The organism is Aeromicrobium sp. REDSEA-S38_B2 (assembly GCF_001628525.1).
Lineage (GTDB): Bacteria > Actinomycetota > Actinomycetes > Propionibacteriales > Nocardioidaceae > Aeromicrobium > Aeromicrobium erythreum.
In genome coordinates, this window is record NZ_LUNH01000005.1 from 80,074 (window position 1) to 100,986 (window position 20,913).

At 74.4% G+C, this 20,913-nt stretch carries 15 protein-coding genes; 6 read left to right on the top strand and 9 right to left on the bottom strand.

Going from position 1 to position 20,913, the window contains the following annotated elements; genetic code table 11:
• Positions 1 to 46: 46 nt before the first annotated feature.
• Complete coding sequence (locus A6Q81_RS01265) at positions 47 to 742, top strand: TetR/AcrR family transcriptional regulator (protein WP_286689248.1); 696 nt, start codon at positions 47 to 49, stop codon at positions 740 to 742.
• Here the strand turns inward: A6Q81_RS01265 and A6Q81_RS01270 are convergent.
• From A6Q81_RS01270 to A6Q81_RS01290, 5 genes are read right to left on the bottom strand one after another with little or no spacing between them, the layout of a single operon-like run.
• Positions 691 to 1,635 carry a carbohydrate kinase family protein gene (locus tag A6Q81_RS01270; RefSeq protein WP_067860695.1) on the bottom strand — a complete coding sequence of 315 codons (945 nt, stop codon included), beginning with the start codon at positions 1,633 to 1,635 and terminating at the stop codon, positions 691 to 693. The two genes, A6Q81_RS01265 and A6Q81_RS01270, sit on opposite strands and share 52 nt — an antisense overlap.
• Positions 1,632 to 2,207 carry a class II aldolase/adducin family protein gene (locus A6Q81_RS01275; RefSeq protein WP_286689249.1) on the bottom strand — a complete coding sequence of 192 codons (576 nt, stop codon included), beginning with the start codon at positions 2,205 to 2,207 and terminating at the stop codon, positions 1,632 to 1,634. Before A6Q81_RS01275 ends, A6Q81_RS01270 begins: the two co-directional genes overlap by 4 nt.
• Positions 2,204 to 2,686: an SRPBCC family protein gene (locus tag A6Q81_RS01280; RefSeq protein WP_286689250.1), complete on the bottom strand. Its 483-nt coding sequence runs from the start codon at positions 2,684 to 2,686 to the stop codon at positions 2,204 to 2,206. The genes A6Q81_RS01275 and A6Q81_RS01280 overlap by 4 nt, the downstream gene beginning before the upstream one ends.
• The gene (locus A6Q81_RS01285; protein WP_286689251.1) at positions 2,683 to 4,083 is read right to left on the bottom strand and encodes a flavin monoamine oxidase family protein; all 1,401 of its coding nucleotides are present in this window, start codon (positions 4,081 to 4,083) and stop codon (positions 2,683 to 2,685) included. Before A6Q81_RS01285 ends, A6Q81_RS01280 begins: the two co-directional genes overlap by 4 nt.
• Positions 4,080 to 5,183, bottom strand: coding sequence for an alpha/beta hydrolase (locus A6Q81_RS01290; protein WP_067860687.1), 1,104 nt, complete (start codon positions 5,181 to 5,183; stop codon positions 4,080 to 4,082). Before A6Q81_RS01290 ends, A6Q81_RS01285 begins: the two co-directional genes overlap by 4 nt.
• 144 nt (positions 5,184 to 5,327) lie before the next feature.
• Here A6Q81_RS01290 and A6Q81_RS01295 point away from each other — a divergent pair, with 144 nt between their 5' ends.
• Positions 5,328 to 6,569 (top strand): FAD-dependent monooxygenase, encoded by a 1,242-nt coding sequence (locus A6Q81_RS01295; protein WP_286689252.1) that lies wholly within the window; start codon positions 5,328 to 5,330, stop codon positions 6,567 to 6,569.
• Positions 6,570 to 6,596: 27 nt separating this feature from the next.
• Positions 6,597 to 7,040, top strand: a complete 444-nt coding sequence (locus A6Q81_RS01300; RefSeq protein WP_286689253.1) for a MarR family winged helix-turn-helix transcriptional regulator — start codon at positions 6,597 to 6,599, stop codon at positions 7,038 to 7,040.
• Between the two features lie 41 nt (positions 7,041 to 7,081).
• Here A6Q81_RS01300 and A6Q81_RS01305 read toward each other — a convergent pair whose 3' ends face one another.
• From A6Q81_RS01305 to A6Q81_RS01320, 4 genes are all read right to left on the bottom strand, one after another.
• On the bottom strand, positions 7,082 to 7,798 hold the full coding sequence (locus A6Q81_RS01305; protein ID WP_067860683.1) for a class I SAM-dependent methyltransferase: 717 nt from the start codon (positions 7,796 to 7,798) through the stop codon (positions 7,082 to 7,084).
• 40 nt (positions 7,799 to 7,838) lie between these two features.
• Positions 7,839 to 9,077 carry an activator-dependent family glycosyltransferase gene (locus A6Q81_RS01310; RefSeq protein ID WP_067860681.1) on the bottom strand — a complete coding sequence of 413 codons (1,239 nt, stop codon included), beginning with the start codon at positions 9,075 to 9,077 and terminating at the stop codon, positions 7,839 to 7,841.
• A 1-nt stretch (position 9,078) separates the two neighbouring features.
• A complete protein-coding gene (locus tag A6Q81_RS01315) occupies positions 9,079 to 10,023 on the bottom strand; it encodes an NAD-dependent epimerase/dehydratase family protein (protein WP_067860679.1) in 945 nt (314 codons plus the stop codon).
• A gap of 184 nt (positions 10,024 to 10,207) precedes the next feature.
• On the bottom strand, positions 10,208 to 10,504 hold the full coding sequence (locus tag A6Q81_RS01320; RefSeq protein ID WP_158509222.1) for a hypothetical protein: 297 nt from the start codon (positions 10,502 to 10,504) through the stop codon (positions 10,208 to 10,210).
• Between the two features lie 39 nt (positions 10,505 to 10,543).
• On the opposite strand from A6Q81_RS01320, the gene A6Q81_RS01325 reads away from it, so the two are divergent.
• From A6Q81_RS01325 to A6Q81_RS01335, 3 genes are read left to right on the top strand one after another with little or no spacing between them, the layout of a single operon-like run.
• Positions 10,544 to 14,722, top strand: coding sequence for an acyltransferase domain-containing protein (locus A6Q81_RS01325; protein WP_286689254.1), 4,179 nt, complete (start codon positions 10,544 to 10,546; stop codon positions 14,720 to 14,722).
• Complete coding sequence (locus A6Q81_RS01330; RefSeq protein ID WP_286689255.1) at positions 14,620 to 19,248, top strand: type I polyketide synthase; 4,629 nt, start codon at positions 14,620 to 14,622, stop codon at positions 19,246 to 19,248. Before A6Q81_RS01325 ends, A6Q81_RS01330 begins: the two co-directional genes overlap by 103 nt.
• The gene (locus A6Q81_RS01335; RefSeq protein WP_286689256.1) at positions 19,245 to 20,885 is read left to right on the top strand and encodes a beta-ketoacyl reductase; all 1,641 of its coding nucleotides are present in this window, start codon (positions 19,245 to 19,247) and stop codon (positions 20,883 to 20,885) included. The genes A6Q81_RS01330 and A6Q81_RS01335 overlap by 4 nt, the downstream gene beginning before the upstream one ends.
• The last annotated feature ends 28 nt before the right edge of the window (positions 20,886 to 20,913 follow it).

Below are 20,913 nucleotides of genomic sequence, written 5' to 3' on the forward strand. Positions count from 1 at the left end.
CCTAGCGAACATCGGACACTTGTCCGATGTTCGCTAGGATCGACTCATGGACGAGTCCTCCCTGCACGAGCGGCTGCTGGAGTCCGCCGTCGCCACCGTCGCCGAGCTGGGTTGGCGCGACGCGGCCGTGGAGCCGCTGTGCGCTCGCGCCGGGACCACGCCGGCGGCCTTCTACGCCGAGTTCGCCACGCTCGACGACCTCTTCGTCGCCCTCTACCGCCGCGAGGCCCGCGACCGGGTCGCGGCGATCGACCGCAGCCTGCGACGGCTCGTGTCGCGGCGTCGGCGGCAGGCCGGTGCTGGTGCGCCGGTGGAGCCCGCCTCCGCGGTGGCCGCCGTGGCCGACGCGGTGGGCGCGGAGCTCTCGGACCGTCGCTGGTGGCTCGTCAGCACCGAGTACATGCTCCGCGCCGTGCGCCACCCCGACGTCGGGGGTGAGTACCTGCGGGTGCGACGCGAGGTCCACGAGCAGGTTGTGGACGTCGTGGGACGGGCCGTGGCCGACCTCGGCCTCGTGCTGCAGGTCGAGGTCGACCGGCTCGTCGAGCTCGGCATCGTGCTGCACCGCGGCGTCGTCGGGCAGAGCCTGCTCGACCCTGTGGCGACGTCGGCGACCGACCTCGACCGGCTCGTCTGGGAGGCGCTGGTGGTCCCGGCGGCTGCCGCCGACGGGCCTCGGCCGACGTGGGCTCAGCGGGTGGGCGTGGAGGTGGCGAACGCGTCGACGAACGCGAGGTCGTAGGAGCCGGCGTCGGTGCCGAGACCCTGTGCCACCTGCGCCGCGACGGCGCAGCCCAGTCGAGCCGACTCCTCCGCGGAGCGACCCGCGGCGCGCCCGAGGACGAAACCGGCGGAGAACGCGTCGCCGCAGCCCGTGGTGTCGACGACGTCGATCGCGAACGCCGGCACCTCGACCACCTCGTCGGCCGTCACCACCACGGCCCCGCGTTCGCCGGCTGTCGCCGCGACGCAGCCGACACCCTTCTGCAGAAGGGCGCGTGCACCCTCGACCAGGTCGGTGGTACCGGTGAAGCCGAGCACCTGCTCGTCGTTCGGGAGCAGCACGTCGCAGTGCGGGAGCGCGTCCTGGATCCACTCGAGCATGCCCGGGTCGCCGGGTGCGAGCACGTCGATCGACGTCGTGATGCCCGCGGCGCGAGCGGCGGCCAGCAGCTCGCCGGCGGCGGGACCGCCGACGAACTCGGGTCCGCCCAGGTGGAGGTGGTCGACGCCCGCGAGGTCGGCGACGTCGGGCAGGGTGAACCCGCCGTTCGCGCCGATGACGTGCCACGCCGGTCGGTCGCCGTTCGGTCGCACGGGGATGACGGAGGCCGACGTCTGCTCCGTGGGGTGGGTCGCGAGGCCGGCGACGTCGACGCCCTCCTCCTCCAGCAGCGCGCGCAGGGTGCGGCCCGCCGCGTCGTCGCCGACCGCGCCGTAGGACCGCACGTGCGCGCCGAGGCGGCTCAGCACCAGGGCGGCGCCGCCGGCGGTGCCGGCGGCCGACAGCCGGATCGACTCCACGAGCTGGCCCTCGGAGCCCTCCGGCACGGACTCGATGCCGACGGCGTGGGCGTCGAGCACGTGCACGCCGACGGCGGCGACGGTGACGGGGGTGGGGGACGAGGTGCTCATGGGTTCTCCTGGACGGTTCCGTAGTGGCGCTCCAGCGCCTGGGTGATGACCGCGAGTTGCTGCTCCTCGGTCAGGGGCACGGGCTCGGACACCTGGCTCACGCGCAGCAGCAGCTCGGCGAGCCACTCGACGAGCAGGGCGTGGTCGACGGCCGGCGTGCCGAACGTGGCGTACGGGGCGACGCGGATCTCGCCGCCGAGCAGGATCTGCTGGTAGTGCAGCACCGGCATCGACCCGAAGCGCGCGGGGGCGCACGCCACGGCGGTGGCGGCGGGGGAGTGCGTGTGGACGCAGGCCCGGGCGAACGTGCGGCGGTACACGTCGAGGTGCAGCGTCAGCTCCGACGTCGGCTTCAGCCGCCCCGACACGACCGTGCCCGCCAGGTCGGTCTCGACGACGTCGTCGGCGGTGCAGCGCCCGAGCACCACGCCGGTGGCGGTCACGAGCACGCGGTCGTCGCCGAGGCGGGTCGACACGTTGCCGGCGGTGCCGACGAGCAGGCCGGCGTCGGCCAGCTCGCGGGCGGCGGCGGCGAGCGCCTCGCGGGGGTCGTCGGTCTCAGGGTTGGTCATCGGGCCTCCCGCGGCAGGGGTCGCTCCGAGCGCAGCAGGGTGTCGAGGTTCTGCATCGACCGCTGGAACTCCTGCGGCAACGACCGGCCGAGGACGGCCGCCAGCACGCGACCGAGCGGTCCGAGCGCGAGGCCGAAGGTGACCTCGTACGTCATCAGGGTGCCCCGCCCGTCCGACGTCGGCGTGAAGGTGAAGACGTTCCGGAAGTCCCGCAAGGGGGCCAGGCCCTCCCCTGCGTCGACCCGCCGCACGTGCGGCTCGACCTCGAGCACGGTCCACGTCGTCGTGGCGATGAGCGGTCCGAGGGTGCTGTTGCGCTCGCCGTACGTGTCGCCGACGGTGGCGCTGCCGTGGTGGCGGGTCACCTCCAGGCAGCCGTCGACCCACTCGGCGTAGCGGGACGTGTCGTCGACGACGGCCCAGACGTCCTCGACGGGGGCGTCGATGCGGCGCTCGGCGCGCACACGGTGCTGGCTCATGCGGTCTCCTCGTGGCGGGTGGTGCGGGTGATGAGGTCGGCGACGTCCTCGCCGGTACGGACGGCGCCGTCCATGTAGCCGTTCCAGTGGTTCGCGTGCTCGGCCCCCGCCCAGTGGACGCGGCCGTGGGGCACGTCGCGCCACGGTCCGAGCTCGGTGAGCACGCCGGGCGCGAGCACGGCGGTCGGCCCGCCGCGGGTCCACGGCTCCGTGGTCCAGTCCTGCTCCCAGTAGTCGGTCGGCTCGAGCGCGCGCGGCCCGACGACGCGGGCGAAGCTGCGCAGCACCGCCCCTCGCCGTTGCGCGGCCGGCCGGTCGGCCCACGTCTTCCAGGCGTGCGCGCCGAGGAATCCCATGAGCACCCCCGGGGCGCCGGACGGCGGGGTGTTGTCGAACATCGAGCACACCGGCTCCGCGTCGCCACGGAACAGCCCCTGCCCGGACAGCCCGTCCGCACGCCAGAACGGCTCGTCGTACACGGCCTCGCACTTCATGAGCGTCCCGAACGTCATGCGGCGGAACAGCTCGGCCTGCGGGGCGGGGAGCGCGGGCTCGAGGTCGATGCCGGCCACGAGGTGCGGCGGCACCGCGACCACGACGTGCTGCGCGTCGACGTCGAGGTGGTCGGTCGACACCCGCCCGCCCGACGCGTTCTGCGCGATCCGGCGCACCGGGGCGTCGAGCACCACCGCGTCGCCGAGGTCGGCGGCCAGCAGGGCGGAGAGGCGGTGGGAGCCGCCGACGAACCGCGACTCCTGTGCCCCGCCGTCGACGCCGATCATGCGGTCGAGGGTGCCGCGGTGCGTCTCGTCGCCCGCGCCGGCCACGTACCAGAGGGTGAACAGCGCCGACGCCTCCGCGGCCGTCGTGCCGTACGCCGAGCCGAGCAGGATCTCCAGCACCTCCACGGCGCCGCCGCCGAGGGAGAGGGACCGCGCCCACGACGCGGTGGTCATGGCGTCGAGCCGGTGCGCGTCGGGCGAGCGCCACGGGGCGTCGACGTCGATGCGCCGCACCGCACGGTCGAGCCGGGCCATGAGGAGACCGAGGTCGGGGAGGGTGGTCCAGGCCGGGGGGATGTCGCCGCTGAACCGGCGCACCGCCTTCCCGTGCACGTACACGGTGTCGCCGACGTCGTGGGCGCGGAACGTGTCGACGCCCAGCTCGGTGGCCAGGGCGAGCACGCGGTCCTGCGTCGGCCCGACGAACTGCCCGCCGGACTCGACCACCTGCCCGTCGCCGAGGTCGTGGTTGAGGGTGCGGCCGCCCACGCGGTCACGGGCCTCCAGCACAAGCACCGAGCGGCCGCGCTCCTGCAGACGTCGGGCCGCGGTGAGGCCGGCGAGCCCGGCCCCGACCACGACGACGTCGACGCTGCGCCGCTCCCGTGCCGTCATCGGACGGTCTCCCCGGAGGCGAGCGGCACGAGACGCTTGCGCAGCTGGCCGGCGGCCTCGTCGAGGACGCGTCGGGCGACGGTGCCGACGCCGGTGGCGTTCACGAGCCCGTGGACGATGCCCTCCTGGCGGGTGAGCGTGGTGGGCACGCCGGCCTCGAGCAGTCGGGTGGCGTAGGCCTCGCCCTCGTCGCGCAGCACGTCGAAGCCGGCGACGACGACGTGGGCGGGCGGCTGTCCCTCGAGGTCGGGGGCGAGCAGCGGCGAGACGCGCGGGTCGTGGGCTTGGGCCGGGTCGGTCAGATAGTGCGCCTTGTACCAGTCCATCTGGGCGTCGCTGAGGAAGAAGCCGTCGCTGAACAGCTCGTAGGAGCGGTGCTTGGTGGTCAGGTCGGTGACCGGCATGAACATCAGCTGGAAGGCGGGCACCGGGACGGACGGGTCCGTGCGGGCCTCCAGCGTGCTGACGAGGGAGGCGACGGCGGTCAGGTTGCCGCCCGCGCTCTCGCCGCCCACGGCCACGGCCGACGGGTCGATGCCGAGCTCGCTCGCGTGGGCGACCACGTGCCGGAAGGCCGCGACCGCGTCGTCGACCCCGGCCGGGAAGGGGTGCTCGGGGGCGAGGCGGTAGTCGACGGAGACCACGGTGATGCCTGCTGTGTCGGCGAGGTAGCGGCAGACGGAGTCGGCGGAGCCCAGGTTGCCGAGCACCCATCCGCCGCCGTGGAAGTAGACGAGGCCGGCGGACAGGGCGGGCAGCCCGGCGGGCCGGTAGATGCGAGCGGGCAGGTCCCCGCCGGGACCGGGGAGGACGAGGTCGCGCACGTCGTGCACGGGGTGCTCGTAGCCGAACACCCACGCCTCGCCGTCGATCTGGCGGCGGCCCTCCTCGACGGGCAGCGTCTCGAACGTCTCGCCGACCGCGAGGTTCAGCAGCCGCACCCCCACCTGGGCCTCGACGTCGAGCGTCTGCCCGTCGATCGAGATCGGCTTTCCGGCGATGGCGCGCTTGAGCGGCTGCGGCAGGCGACCGAGCGTGCGCACCACGCGGCGCGCGACCCGGTCGGACAGGGGTCGGTGGGTGGTCTGCTTCTCGGTCATGCGGGCTCCCTCGCTGTGCGTGTGAGCCAGGGTACACCGAACATCGGACATCTGTCCGATGTTCGGTGTTGTTCTCTCGTTGGACGTGCGGGGCAGAGCAGAAGACTTCACAGTGAAGTGAACGTCCATGACGAAGGAGACCCGATGTCCACCACCCGACCCACCGTGCTCGTCACCGGCACGAGCATCGCCGGACCCGCGTCGGCGTGGGGCCTGTCGCGCGCCGGCTTCGACGTCACCCTGCTCGAACGTTCGCCCGAGCCACGCACCACCGGCCAGAACATCGACGTCCGCGGGCTCGGCCGACAGGTCCTGCGCCGGATGGGCGTCGAGGAGGAGGTGCTCGCGCACCTGACCGGGGAGGACGGCACCCGCTTCATCGGCCCGGACGGGACCCCGGTCTCCGTCCTGCCGAAGCAGGAGGGCGCCGACGTCGACGGGCCCACCGCCGAGATCGAGATCCTCCGCGGACGTCTGTCGCAGATCGTGCTCGGCACCGTGTCGGCCGAGGTCGAGCAGCGGTGGGGCACCTACGTGACGGCCGTGGCGCAGGATGCCGACGGCGTCGACGTCGAGCTCGCCGACGGCACGCGCGAGCGGTACGACCTCCTCGTCGTCGCCGAGGGGCGCGGGTCGCGCACCCGCCGCCTCGTCATGGGCGACCGCACCGAGATCCGCGACGCCGGCGTCTCGATGGCGTACGGCACGATCGACCGTCGCCCCGACGACACCGACTTCTGGGACTGGTACACCGCTCCGCGCGGCCGGTCCGTCACCCTGCGACCCGACGACGTCGGCACGATCCGCGCCACGCTCACCTTCGCGTGCGAGCCGTTCGGCTTCGAGCGGCTCGACACGGACGCCCAGCTCACGGTGCTGCGCGAGCGCTTCGCGGACGCCGGCTGGCAGACCGAGCGCGTCCTCGACGGGTTCGAGCAGCACCCGGAGGAGCTCTACGCGCAGCGGTTCGCGCAGGTCGTGCTCCCGTCGTGGAGCGAGGGTCGGGTCGCGTTCCTCGGCGACGCCGCGTGGGGGTCGGGTCCGACCGGGATGGGCACCACGCTGGCACTGGTCGGGGCGTACGTGCTCGCCGGTGAGCTCGAGCGCACGCTGCACGAGGAGCGCACCCACGCCGACGCCTTCGCGGCGTACGAGTCGATGCTGCGCGCGTACGTCGACCGGCACCAGTCGCTGCCGCCCGGCGGTGCCCGCGTGATGCACCCGTCGTCGCGGCTCGGCGTGCGGGTGGTCAACACGATGTTCCGGCTGGCGGGGACGAAGCCTTTGAGCTTCCTGCTCGATCGCGTGTTCCTGCCCGACCGCAAGGGTGAGCCGATCCTCCCGGACTACGCGTTCTCCCGGCGCGAGGGGCGTCCGGCGGCGTAGAGTCCTGCTCCGACCAGGAGGTGCTGGATGACCGAGTCGGCGGCGAGGATGCTCGAGGCGCTGCGTGGCTACGTGGTCGCGTACCAGGAGTCGGTCCACGACCTCGCGCGCTGGATGGGCCTGCCGCCGTCGGACGGTGCTGCGTTCGGCGAGGTCCTGTGGGCGGAGGCGACGGGGCGGCCGATGTCGCCGGCGCGCCTGTCGGAGCGGGTCGGGCTGACGTCGGGCGCCACGAACGCCCTGGTCAACCGGCTCGAGCGCGACGGGATGGTGGCCCGCAGCCGCGAGAGCTCCGACCGTCGGTTGGTCACGCTGCGCGCCACGCCCGGGGCAAGGCGTCGGGCCGAGGAGTTCACCACCCAAGCCGCCCTCGCCCTCCAGGCCCTGCTCGCCCAGCAGGACGACGCCCATCTCGACGCCGTCCGCGCCACGCTCGACCGGTTCGCCGCGGTCCTGCCGCGCCACCGCTGAGGTGTCGGGGCAGGGAGCAGCCGACGGCCGACTTGGTGGCGTCAGCCTGCGTGCAGGCCGACGAACAGCCCGCGCCCGGACGGGCCGCCCTCCAGGTACTCCACGTCGAGGCCGGCCTGGCGGAAGGCCGTCTCGTACTCCTCGCGCTCGAACAGCGTGATCTCGTAGTGCTCGGTCTCGTGCCGCACCCCGTCCGTCGGGTCCGCGACCAACCAGTGGATCTCGAGCCGGGAGACCCGACCGTCACGCAGGGAGTGCGACGTCCGCGAGATCGCACGGTCCCCCACGCGGACGACGTCGGCCGCGACGTACCCGGGCAGGAAGGTCTCCGGGAACCACCACGGCTCGACCACCACGACACCCTGCGGCGCGAGATGGCGGGCGAAGGAGTCGAGGGCAGCGTCCAGCTCGTCGACGTCGACCATGTGCCCGATGGAGCTGAACATGCACGTCACGGCGTCGAACTGCCGAGGTAGGTCGATGGCCCGCATGTCGCCCTGGGTGACGGTGAGCTGCGGGTAGCGCCGTTCGGCGACCTCGATCATGGCGGGGGAGAGCTCGAGCCCCTCCACCCGGCCGAACGACCGCGAGAGGGGCTCGAGATGGCTCCCCGTGCCGCACGCGACGTCGAGCACCGAGTCGGCGTGAGGGTATCGCGAGCGCACCAGGTCGGTCACGGCCGATGCCTCGGCGGCGTAGTCCTTGCCCCGCGCCTCGTAGAACTGGTCGTAGAGCTCAGCGAACTCACCTTCGTACACGGTCTCCTCCTGGACGGGTCGGGCTGGACGGGATCGTCGGTCACGTGCGGGCGGCGACGGTGCGCCGCTCGATCTCCTGCGCCACGGCCGTCGGCGTCGGCTCGGCGCGCAGCTCCTCGCGGAGCGCGCGGGCCTGCGCGCGGTAGGTGGGCTGGTCCAGGACCGAGCGCACGGCGTCCGCCAGGGTCGCGGCATCGGTCTGCTGCGGGTCGAGGGAGAGGCCGGCGCCGGCGTCGGCGACCTGCTGACCTCGCAGCAGGCAGTCCCACTCGTGCGCGACCGCCACCTGCGGCACCGCCTGGTGCAGCGCCGATGCCCACGTGCCCGCCCCGCCGTGGTGCACCACGACGTCGCACGACTCCATGAGGGCGTTCATGGGGACGAAGTCGACCAGGCGAACGTTGGACTGCACCTGGTCGGGGGCGAGGCCGGAGCGGGTGACCACGACCTCGTGGTCGAGGTCGGCCAGACGTGCGAGCAGCTCGGGCAGGTCCGCGCCGTCGCCGAGGCCCGAGAAGCCGCCGGTGACGGCGATCCGTCGCCGACCGTCGTCGAGCCAGGATGGCGTCCGCGAGGGGCCGTTGTACGGGGCCGACGTCGTCCCGGGAGTGATGTCCAAGCCGGAAGGAAGCCGGAAGCGGGCCGGGATCTGCTCGACGGTCCACTGTCCGAGCGCGAGGTCGGGCGTCGCTTCGACACCGTGCTCGCTCGCCACGTCCCGGAGCCAGTCGGCCAGGGGGTCGGGGCGGCGGCGGTTCTCCTCTTGGTCGGCCCGCAGCGCGAGGAAGTGTGAGCGGAAGTAGCCGGTCAGGTCGGTCCCCCAAGCCACGCGCGCGTGCGCCGCGCCGCTGGCTCGCGCTGCGACGGCACCGGCGAAGGTGAACGGTTCCCACAGGACGAGGTCCGGCTGCCACCGGCGCGCGTGGTCGACGAGGCCGGCGACGAACTCGGGGTTGTTCACCCGCGGGAAGACCGAGCGTGCGTTCGCCGTCTCCAGTCCGAGCAGAAAGTCCCAGGAGTGCAGCTCGTCGTGGCGACGAGCGAAGTCAAGACCCGTGGAGTACCGGTGGACCTCGGTGGCCTCCGCGGGGTCGATCTCGAAGAGTCGGTGGTCGACACCGACCGGGACCGCCACCAGGCCGGCCGAGACGATGTCGTCGACGAGGTCGGGCTGGCTCGCCACCCGGACCTGGTGGCCCGCGAGCGTGAGCGCCCACGCCAGCGGCACGAGGCCCTGGAAGTGGGTCCGGTGGGCGAAGGAGGTGAACAGGACCTTCACGTCAGTGGCTCGCTGCCTTCTCGTGCAGGGTCTCGGCGACCTCGCGGACGCCGTCGCCGAAGGCGACCTGCGGGATCCAGCCGGTGGCCTCGGAGAACCGGCCGTCCCCGACGTCGTCGCTGCGGGAGTCGTTCTCGGCGGCGTGGTCCGGCGGGGCGACGCTCGTGACGGGCACGGGCGGTCGCCCCGTGGCGACGGCGACCGCGCGGGCCACGGTGGTGAAGACGTCGAGCAGCGACTCGGTGCGCCCGGCGGACAGCTGCCAGACCTGGCCGGCGACGGCGGCGCCGTGGTCGAACGCGGCCGTGACGGCCCGTGCCGTGTCGTGGACGTGCAGCAGGTCTCGGCGCACGGTGCCGTCGTTCCAGAGGGTCAGCTCGCCGCCCTCGAGGGCGCGATGCGCCATCGCCGCCACGATGCCCCGGCCGGTCTGCCCCGTCGGTCGAGCCACTCCGTACACGGTGGGCAGTCGCAGGATCAGCGGGCGGAGGACCCGCTCCTCGCCGGCCTGCTGCACGAGGCGTTCCGCCTCGATCTTCTGCTCGGCGTATCGGCTGACGGGACCGGCGGCGGCCTGCGCCGAGCTGAGGAAGAGCAGGAGGGGTGGCTCCCGCCGGCGGCTCGCAGCGTCCACCAGCTCCCGCACGAGGTCGACGTTGACGCGATCCGAGGCCGGGTCCTCGGCGTCTCGCCACGTGGAGCCCAGGGTGCCGTAGGCGGCGGCGTGCACGATCACGGAGGCTTCGGCGACGACCGTGCCGATCGTCCCCGGTGTCGCCAGGTCGAGTCGGCGGTCGGTCACACGCTCGGTCGCTGGTACTCCTGACCGCGACACGGCGAGGACCTGCGAGGCGCGCGGGACCAGCTCGGGGAGCAGGGCGCCGCCGACGTAGCCCGACGCCCCGAGCAGGGCGACCACGGGCGCCTGCCCGGCGTCCTCCGACATGCCTGCCCCCTCTGCTGCGCAGCCGCAAACGAGAGGATCGTACCGGAGTTGTCGTCGGACCGGTACGGCGATCCGCCGGCCTGGAACAAAGTGCCACTTCAGTTTGTCCAGCCGCGCCCGTTCTGGTTTGCTGGCCGAGCACGGGCGGTCGTGCCGAGCCCGGGGGAAGCTTGAAGTCGAGGAGTCAGTCGTGGACCGTCACGCCGCCGATCACCACGCACCCAACGACGTCGGGGAGCATGCGGCGGCCCTGCCGCTCGGTGGTGCCGACCGTGACGCGGTGCGCGCGCTCGCGCAGGCCTTGCGGCAGGAGGTCGTCGCTGGCCGGGTGCACGACGTCCGCGCCCTCGGGTCGGCTCTCGCCGCCGACGCCGCCACGTCGAGGACCGACGGCCACCGGTCCGTCGTCGTCCTCGACGACGCCGCCTCGGCGTCGGACCTGGTCGAGGTCCTCGACGCCGTCGTCGCCGGGCGTCCGCACGCACGCCTCGTCGAGGGAGCGCCGCGACGCGATCCGGGCATGACCGCCTTCGTGTTCCCTGGCCAAGGCGCGCAGTGGCCCGGCATGGGTGCGCGCCTCCGCGAGGAGTCGTCCATCTTCGACGAAGCCATGACCCGCTGCCTCGCGGTCCTGGGGGAGGAGCTCCCGGGATGGTCGGAGGATGCGCTGCACTCGGAGGCCGCCCTGCGTGCGGTCGAGGTCGTGCAGCCCGCGCTCTACGCGGTGCAGACGTCGCTCGCAGCGTTGTGGCAGGCTCACGGCGTCCGCGCGGACGTCGTCGTCGGGCACAGCATCGGCGAGCTCGCGGCGGCGCGTGTCGCGGGCGCCTTCTCGCACGACGACGGTGCCAGGGGAGCGTCCCGGTGGAGCCGCGCGATGATGCCGCTGGTGGGCGTCGGGGACATGGCGTCCGTCGGGCTCAGTCTCGACGAGGTACTCGCGCTGCTCGAGCGGTGGCAGGACCCCGATGTCGAGCTCGCCGGGGTCAACGGCCCGGGCTCGGTGCTGCTCGCTGGCGCCCCCGACGCCGTCCGACGTCGCGTCGCCGAGCTGCAGGCCGAGGGCGTCCGAGCCCAGGTGATCGCGGTCGAGATGGCGGCCCACTCCCGTCAGGTCGACGCCGTGGCTGCGGACCTCGCGGGCGCGTTCGACGGACTGGCTCCGGCGTCGCTGGCCCTGCCGTTCGTCTCCAGCGTGGCGGCGGGGCACGTGGACGGACCGGACCTCGTGGGCGCGCACTGGGCCCGGTGCTTCCGCGAGCCCGTGCGGTACGACCAAGCCGTCGCCGTCGCGCTCGCGGACGGCGTGCGGACCTTCGTCGAGGTCAGCCCGCATCCGGTGCTCACCGCGGTGACCCGGCAGACGATCGAGGGCGAGGGCGTCGAGGCCCAGGTCGTCTCGACGCTGCGCCGCGACGTCGGCGGGTGGGCGACGTTCCTACAGTCGCTCGCGCAGGTCTGGGTCGCCGGGACCGACGTCGATTGGTCGGCGGCCTACCTCGGCGTGGAGCCCGCCGGTCTCCCGGTAGCCGTCCCCGTCGGACCGCTGTCGCCCGCCGGTGCTGGTCCGGCCGGTCAAGAGGCCGCCCCGTCGGTGGCGGAGTTCGTGGCGGCGGTCCGCGCACATGCCGCGACGGTGAGCGGCCGCGAGGTCCGTGCGGACGAGACCTTCCTCGACATGGGCCTCGACTCGGTGCTCGTCGCGCAGCTGCGCACCCAGCTGCAGGAGGAGCTGGGGCGTGCGGTCCCGATCACGTCGTTCTACGACTTCCCCACCCCGCAGGCGCTCGCCGAGGCCTTGACCGGTGGGTCCGACCGGCGACCGGCCCGACCGGCGCCCCCGGTGGCGCGCGTGGACGACGAGCCGATCGCCATCGTCTCGATGGCCTGCCGGCTGCCGGGCGACGTCGACACCCCCGAGCGCTTCTGGTCGATCCTGTCCGAGGGCCGCGACCTCGTCGACGGGCTCCCCGCGGACCGCGACTGGGACGTTGACGCGCTGCTGCACCAGGACACCTCCCGGTCCGGGACGACGGTCCAGCGCGCCGGGGGCTTCCTGCGCGCCGTGGCCGACTTCGACCCCGCGTTCTTCGGGCTCTCTCCCCGGGAGGCGCTGGCCATGGACCCGCAGCAGCGCGTGCTGCTGGAGCTGTCCTGGGAGGCGCTCGAGCGGGCGGGGATCGCGCCGTACTCGTTGCGTCGGACGCGGACCGGCGTGTTCGTCGGGTTGATCCCGCAGGAGTACGGACCGCGGCTCGCCGAAGGCGGCGCCGGGGTCGAGGGCTACCTGATGACCGGCACCACCTCCAGCGTGGCGTCGGGGCGCATCGCCTACACGCTCGGTCTCGAGGGGCCCGCGCTGACGGTCGACACGGCCTGCTCGTCCTCCCTCGCCGCCCTGCATCTCGCGTGCGCCTCGCTGCGGCGCGGCGAGACCCCGCTGGCCCTTGTCGGAGGGGCCACGATCATGCCGACGCCGGGCATGCTCGTCGACTTCAGCCGGATGGGCTCGCTCGCTGCCGACGGTCGCTCGAAGGCGTTCTCCGCGGACGCGGACGGCTTCGGCATGGCCGAGGGTGCCGGCATGGTGGTGCTCGAGCGGTTGAGCGACGCCCGGCGCCACGGCCACCCCGTGCTCGCGGTGGTGCGCGGCAGTGCCATGAACTCTGACGGTGCGAGCAACGGGCTGTCGGCCCCGAACGGCCGTGCGCAGGTCAGGGTGGTGCACGACGCGCTCGTCGACGCCGGGCTGTCGGCCGCCGACGTGGACCTCGTCGAGGCGCACGGCACCGGCACGCGGCTGGGCGACCCGATCGAGGCCTCCGCCCTGCGCGACGCGTACGGGGAGGATCGCGAGCGACCGCTGCTCCTCGGATCGGTGAAGTCGAACGTCGGCCACACGCAGGCGGCCGCGGGCGTGGTGGGACTGATGAAGCTCGTGCTGGCCCTGCGGCACGAGCTGGTGCCGCCGACGCTGCACGCGGCCGAGCCGTCGACGGAGATCGACTGGTCCGACGGCACGCTCGAGCTGGTGCAGGAGCCGACGCCGTGGCACCGCGGCGAACGCCCCCGCCGGGCGGGGGTCTCGTCGTTCGGCATCAGCGGCACCAACGTCCACGCCGTGCTGGAGGAGGCGCCAGACACCGCCGCCGCCCCGGCTCCGCCAACCACCCCCGTCGTCCCCTGGGTGCTGTCGGGTGCCTCGGAGTCGGCCGTCGCGACCCAGGCGGCGCGGCTCGCCGACCACCTGGAGGCGCGCCCCGACCTCGACCCGCTCGACGTCGCCCACGCGCTCGCGACCGGACGCTCACCCCTCGGGCACCGGGTCGGGCTGGTGCCGTCGCGCGACGACGCGGTTGCCGAGCTGAGGAGGGTGGCCGACGGCACGTCGCAGGCGGCACGCGGTGTCGTCGAGGCACCGCTGCGCCCGGTGTTCGTGTTCCCCGGCCAGGGCTGGCAGTGGGCCGGCATGGCCGTCGAGCTGCTCGACTCCTCGCCCGTCTTCGCCCGCACGATGCGTGAGTGCGCCCGCGCGCTCCGGCCGCACCTCGACCTCGACGTCGTCGCGTTCCTGCGCGAGGAGGCGGCGCGGGCGACGCCGGGTGGCGCCCTGAGCACGGAGCGGGTCGACCACGTGCAGCCGGTGATGTTCGCCGTCATGGTGTCGCTGGCGGCCACCTGGCGTGCCCAGGGCGTGGAGCCGTCCGCCGTCGTGGGTCACTCGCAGGGCGAGATCGCGGCGGCCTGCGTGGCCGGCCTGCTCACCCTGGAGGACGCCGCCCGCATCGTCGCGCGGCGCAGCGTGGCGATCGCGGGGATGACGCGCCGGGGTGCGATGGTCTCGGTCGCGGCTCCGGTGGAGCAGGTTCGTGAGCGGATCGGCGACGGGCTCGACGTCGCCTCGGTGAACAGCCCGACGTCCGTGGTCGTCGCGGGCGACGCCGACGCCCTGGAGCGGCTGGTCGCGGAGTGCGCGGCCGACGGCGTCCGTGCGACGCGGCTCCCCGTCGACTACGCCTCGCACTCGCGGCACGTGGACGACGTCGAGAGGGCGGTCCTCGAGGGACTGTCCCCGGCACCGCGCCCGCTGCCCGGTGCGGTCCCCATGCTGTCCACCGTCACCGGTCGGTGGGTGGGTCCGGGCGAGCTGGGCCCGCAGTACTGGTTCGACAACCTGCGCAGCACCGTGCGCTTCTCCGACGCCGTCGAGACGCTCGTCGAGAGCGGCCGGACGGCCTTCGTCGAGGTCAGCGCGCACCCGATCCTCCTGGCGCCGGTGGAGCAGACCGCCGAGGCGGTCGGCGTCGACGTCGTCACCGTCGGCACGCTGCGCCGTGCGAGCGGCGGTCCGGACGAGCTGGCCGCGTCGCTCGCACGGGCGTTCGTCGGCGGCGTCCCCGTCGACTGGCAGGAGACCTTCCGCGGCTCCGGCGCGACCCCCGTCGAGCTGCCCACCTACCCGTTCGAGCGGCGCCGGATCTGGTGGTCGCCGCCGGACCGGCGGGTCTCCGTCGGCGGCGAGCCCGACCCGCGGGCGTACCGGATCAGCTGGCGCCCCGTCGCCGCCGACCCCGGCGCGCGCCTGACCGGCACCTGGTGGGTGCTCCACCGCCCCGACCACGACGCCGGGCTGCTGGCCGGCGTCGAGCAGGAGCTGTCGCGCCGCGGAACCAGGGCCTCGACGTCGCTGGCGTCCTGAGCCTGCTCGCCGTCGACGCGCCCGAGGACACGTCGGCGCCGCTCGACTCCGACGCCGTGCGGGACCTGCTCGGCGTGGTGCAGTCGGTGGTGGCCGCCGGTGCGACGACGCGGGTGTGGTGCGTCACGAGCGGTGCGGTCGCCACCGGTCCGCACGAGGCTGTGCGCACGCTGGGCGGCGGCGCCCTCTGGGGTCTCGGCCGGGTGGTCGGGCTCGAGAACCCCGCCGTGTGGGGCGGTCTCGTGGACCTTCCGGCGGACGTGGGCGACGACGTCGTGTCCCAGCTGGGGGCCGTGCTCGCCACCGACGACGGGGAGGACCAAGTTGCGCTGCGCGGCACCGGCCCCTGGGCGCGGCGGTGGGTCCGGGTCGCGGCACCCGCGACACAGCAGTGGCGCCCGCAGGGCACGGTCCTCGTCACCGGTGCGACCGGTGGCGTCGGTCGGCACGTCGCACGCTGGCTCGCCGGTCGCGGTGCCCGGCGCCTGGTGCTGCTGAGCCGGCGTGGCCCGCAGGCCCCCGATGCCGCGGCCCTGGTGCGCGACCTGGAGGAGGCCGGGGCCGAGGTCGACCTGCGCGCCTGCGACGTCACCGATCGTGACGCCCTCGCGGCGGTGCTGTCCGACATCGGCGACGACATGCCGCTGACGTCGGTCTTCCACGCGGCGGCCACGCTCGACGACGCCGTCGTGACCGAGCTGACGGCGGAGCGGATCGAGCGCTCGAGCCGCGCGAAGGTGCAGGGTGCCCTCCACCTCGACGCGCTGACGCGTGCCGGTGACCTGGACGACTTCGTCCTGTTCTCCTCGTTCGCGTCGGCGTTCGGGGCACCGGGGCTCGGCGGCTACGCCCCGGGCAACGCGGTGCTCGACGCGATCGCGCACGAACGTCGTCGCGCCGGCCTCCCGGCCACGTCGGTGTCGTGGGGCACGTGGGCCGGCGGAGGCATGGCCGAGGGGCCCGTGGCCGAGCGGTTCCGTCGCCACGGGGTGCTGCTGATGGACCCCGACGCGGCCACCGCGTCGCTGGTGTCGGCGCTCGACCGCGCCGACCCCGCGCCGATCGTGATGGACGTGCAGTGGCGACGCTTCCTCGCCGCCTACACGGCCCTGCGTCCGACCCGGCTCTTCGACGAGCTGTCGGACGCGGCCGAGCCTCCCGCGCACCCCGTGCGCGGGTCGGAGCCGGCGGGACCCGGACGCCCGCAGGACGTGGGCGCCCTGGCTGCGCTGGTGCGGGACCGGGTGGCGACCGTGCTCGGGCACGAGTCGTCGGACGCGGTCGACGTGGACCAGCCCTTCTCGCGGCTGGGCGTGGACTCCCTGTCGGCGCTGGAGCTGCGCAACGTGCTGGGCACGGCCCTGGGGCTGCGCCTGCCCACCACCATCGTCTTCGACCACCCGACCACGCGGCGGCTGACGGCGCACCTCGCCGAGGAGACGGGGCTGTCCGAGCAGGCGGTCGAGGCGGGACGCCGCCCCGTTGACGACCGTGACGACGACCGCGACGACGACCCGATCGTCATCGTCGGCATGGGCTGCCGGCTGCCCGGCGGGGTCGACGGACCGCAGGCCCTGTGGGACCTCGTGGCCGCCGGCGCGACCACCGCGACGGACGCCCCCGACGACCGCAGCTGGAGCGTGGGCGAGCTGGCGCGCGGCGGCGTGGCGCGAGGCAGCTTCATCGACGGAGCGGGCGACTTCGACGCGGCGTTCTTCGGCATCTCGCCGCGGGAGGCGTTGGCGATGGACCCGCAGCAGCGCCACGCGCTGCAGTCGGTCTGGGAGACGCTCGAGCACGCCGGCATCGCGCCGGACTCGCTGCGCGGCAGCCGCACCGGCGTCTTCGTGGGCCACTCGAACCAGGGCTACGGCACGGGGGCCGTGGAGGAGGACGTCGACCTCGAGGGCTACCGGCTGACGGGCTCCACCGCCAGCGTGGTCTCGGGTCGGGTGGCGTACGTGCTGGGTCTGGAGGGGCCGGCGATCACGGTGGACACGGCGTGCTCGTCGTCGTTGGTGGCGTTGCATCTGGCGGTGGGGGCGTTGCGTTCGGGTGAGTGTGAGCTGGCGGTGGCTGGTGGTGTGTCGGTGATGGCGGGTCCTGAGGTGTTCGTGGAGTTCTCGCGTCAGGGTGCGTTGGCGGCGGATGGTCGGTGCAAGCCGTTCTCGTCGGCTGCTGACGGGTTCGGCCTCGGCGAGGGTGCGGCGTTCGTGGCGGTGCAGCGGTTGTCGGTGGCGCGGCGTGAGGGTCGTCGGGTGTGGGGTGTGGTGGCTGGTTCTGCGGTGAATCAGGATGGTGCGAGCAACGGGTTGGCTGCGCCGAGTGGGGTGGCGCAGCAGCGGGTGATTCGTGAGGCGTGGGCGCGTGCTGGTGTGGGTGCTGGTGACGTGGGTGTGGTGGAGGCGCATGGGACGGGGACCCGGTTGGGTGATCCGGTGGAGGCGTCGGCGGTGTTGGCGACGTATGGGCGTGGTCGTGGTGGTGCTGGGCCGGTGTTGTTGGGTTCGGTGAAGTCGAACGTGGGTCATGCTCAGGCTGCTGCGGGGGTGGCGGGGTTGATCAAGGTGGTGATGGGTCTGTCGCGTGGTGTGGTGGGTCCGTCGGTGGTGGTGGGGTCTCGTTCGGAGCTGGTGGACTGGTCGGCTGGTGAGGTGGAGCTGGCTGAGGGGTTGCGGGCGTGGCCGGTGGGTCCTGACGGGGTGCGTCGGGCGGGGGTCTCGGCGTTCGGGATCAGTGGGACGAACGCGCACGTGGTGGTCGAGCAGGCCCCGGCGTCCGAGCCGGTGCCGGCACCCGCCCCGGGCGGGCTCGGCGGCGACCTGGTGCCGCTGGTGCTGTCGGCGCGCACGCCGCAGGCCCTCGCGCGCCTGGCCAAGGCCACCGTCGACCGGCTCGCCGGCGACGACGCCCCCGACCTGGCCGACGCCGCCTGGACCCTCGCGACGGGCCGCGCGCGCCTGCCGCACCGCGCCGTCGTCACGGCCGACCGCGCGAGCGCGGTCACGCGGCTGGGCGCGGTGGCGGAGGGTCTGCCGTCCGTGCACGTCGCGACGACCGACCCGTCCCGGCCGGCTGCCGGCGTCACGGGCCCGGTGATGGTGTTCCCGGGTCAGGGGGCGCAGTGGGTGGGGATGGCGTCGGGTCTGTTGGGGGTGGAGGTGTTCGCGTCGGCGTTGGCCGAGGTGGATGTGGCGTTGGGGGAGGTGTTGGGCTTTTCGGTGCGTGAGGTGTTGGAGGGTCGTGAGGGTGCGCCGTCGTTGGATCGGGTGGAGGTGGTCCAGCCGGCGTTGTTCGCGGTGATGGTGTCCTTGGCGCGGTGGTGGGAGTCGGTGGGGGTGCGGCCGGCTGCGGTGGTGGGTCATTCCCAGGGGGAGATCGCTGCGGCGGTGGTGGCTGGGGTGTTGAGCGTGGCTGATGGTGCGCGGGTGGTGGCGCGGCGTGCGTTGGCGTTGCGGGCGTTGTCCGGTGGTGGGGCGATGGCGTCGGTGGCGTTGCCGGTGGAGCGGGTGCGTGCGTGGGTCGAGCAGGTGGGTGGTCTGGAGGTCGCGGCGGTGAATGCTCCGGCGCAGGTCGTGGTGGCTGGTGACGTGGCTGCGGTGGAGGCGTTGGTCGAGCAGGGTCGGCGTGAGGGTGTGCGGGTGCGGCGGTTGGCGGTGGACTACGCGTCGCACTCGGTGCACGTGGAGCGGGTGCGTGAGGCGTTGGTGGGCGAGCTGGGTGTGGTACAGGGTCGTGCGGGTCGGGTGCCGGTGTTCTCGAGCCTGCGGGGTGCGCGGGTGGAGGGGCCGGAGCTGGACGGGGCGTACTGGTACGAGAACCTGCGGGGCACGGTGCGGTTCGACGCGGCGGTGCGGGCTGCGTGCGGGCTGCGATGGACGAGGGGCACGAGGTGTTCCTGGAGGTCAGTCCGCATCCGGTGCTCGCCGCCGCCGTGCAGGAGACCGCGGCCGAGACCGGCGTCGACGTGGCGGTCCTCGACACGCTCGAGCGCGACGTCGAGGAGGTCGGCCGGCTGGTCCGCGCGGCCGGCGCCGCCTTCGCCGCGGGCCTCGACGTCGACTGGCGGGCGCTGCTGGCTCCCGCGCAGGTCGTGCCCCTCGCGACCTATCCCTTCGAGCAGCGTCGGTACTGGCTCACGCCGCGACGCGCGCAGGTCCAGGACCCGCTTGCCGGCTGGTTCCTCACCGAGACGTGGACGAGCGTCACTCCCCGCCCCGAGCAGCAGGTCCCGGAGCAGCGCACCCCGCAGCAGCCCGTCCCCGGGCGCTGGTGGGTCGTCGTCCCCGACGACGGTCCGCCGCCGCCGTGGGCGGGCCCGCTGGGCGACGCCCTCCGGGCGGACGGGGCGGACGCGAGGGTCGTCGCTCCCGCTGAGCTCGGACACGAGCTGCGGCCCGGCGACGGCGTCCTCTCGCTGCTGGCGGTCGACTCCGGCGACGCCTCGGCCACGCTGGCGCTCCTGGCTCGGCTGCAGGACCACCGGGGCCCGGTCTGGGTGGCGACGACGTCGGCCGTGGTCGTGAGCGACGACGACGCAGCCCGGGTGCGGCCCGACCAGGCGTCCGTCCGCGCGCTCGCCCAGGTCGCCGGGCTCGAGCGCGGCGCTGCCTGGACGGGTCTGGTGGACCTGCCGGCCGCGTCGGCGTCCGAGGCACCGCCGGCCCTCGACGTCGACGCGGTCGTCTCGGCGCTGCGCGGTGCCGAGGACCAGGTGGCCGTGCGCGACGGACGGGTGCGCGCGCGACGGCTCGTCCCGCACGAGGTGGCGGCGAGCGGCCCGTACGTCCCGCCCACCGGCACCGTCGTGGTGACCGGCGGGACCTCCGGGCTCGGCGCCGTGACGGCGCGCTGGCTGATCGGGCGCGGGGCGCGCAGCCTGGCCCTCCTGAGCCGCCGCGGACCGGGCACGCCGGGCGTCGAGCAGCTGGTCGCGGAGCTGCGGGACGCCGGGGCCGAGGTCACGGTGCAGGCGTGCGACGTCACCGACCGCGCGAGCCTGCGTGCCGCGCTGTCGGTCCACGACGACGTGACCGGCGTCGTCCACGCCGCCGGTCTGCCGCAGCACCAGGCGCTGGCCGACATGGACGAGGCGTCCCTGCGTCGGGTCCTCGACGTGAAGGCGACGGGCGCCGCGCTGCTCGACGAGCTCGTGCCCGACGCCGGACTCTTCCTCCTCTTCTCCTCCGGCGCGGCGGTCTGGGGCAGCAACGGCCAGGCCGCCTACGCCGCCGGCAACGCCGCGCTCGACGCCCTGGCCCGCCGCCGTCACGCCGCGGGTCGGGCGGCGACGTCGGTGGCGTGGGGCCTGTGGGAGACCGGCGGCATGACGCAGGACCAGGCCGCGGTCGACTACCTGCGCGACCGCGGGGTGACGCCCATGGCGAGCGAGGCCGCGCTCTCAGCGCTCGAGCGCGTGCTGGCCGTGGGCGTCCCGAACGCGGTCGTGGCCCACATCGACTGGCCCACCTTCGCCGCCGCCTACTGCGCTGCGCGTCCTCGTCCGCTGCTCGACCTGCTGCGCGGCGGGACCCCGACCGAGGGTGCGCAGCACGAACCCGAGCCTGCCGAGGAGACGGGTGCGGAGGCCGCGCCCGGGCTGGGCGACGAGCTGGCCGGGCTGCCGGCCGTCGAGCGTCGGGCCCGGCTGCTCCGCCTGGTCCGCGTCCACGCCGCCGCCGTCCTAGGCCACGACGACCCGGCCACGATCCGACCGCGCGACTCCTTCAAGGACCTCGGCTTCGACTCCCTCGCGGCACTGCGCCTGCGCGACGGCCTGCAGAAGGCGTCCGGCCTGACGCTGAGCAGCACGCTCGTCTACGACCACGCCGACGCCACCGAGGTCGCCGCCTACCTCGACACCCGCCTGGACGTCGACGTCCCGGCGGCGCCGTCGGGGACGCAGGGTGACGGTCTCGACCGGCTGGAGCAGGAGCTCGTCGCGCTCGACGACGCCGGGCGGGCGGCGGCCGTCGACCGGCTCCTGGCCGTGGTGGCGCGGCTCCGGACGACCCCGGCCGAGCCGGGGCCGGACGAGGTCGCCGACCTGGCACCGGACGAGGTCGAGGACGACGTCGAGGTGGACGACGACCTGCTGGACGCCGACCTCGACGAGCTCGTCGCCGCGCTCGGCCGGGAGCTGGGGGACGACGGTGGCACCTGACGACCGCACGACCCAGGGGCCCGGCACC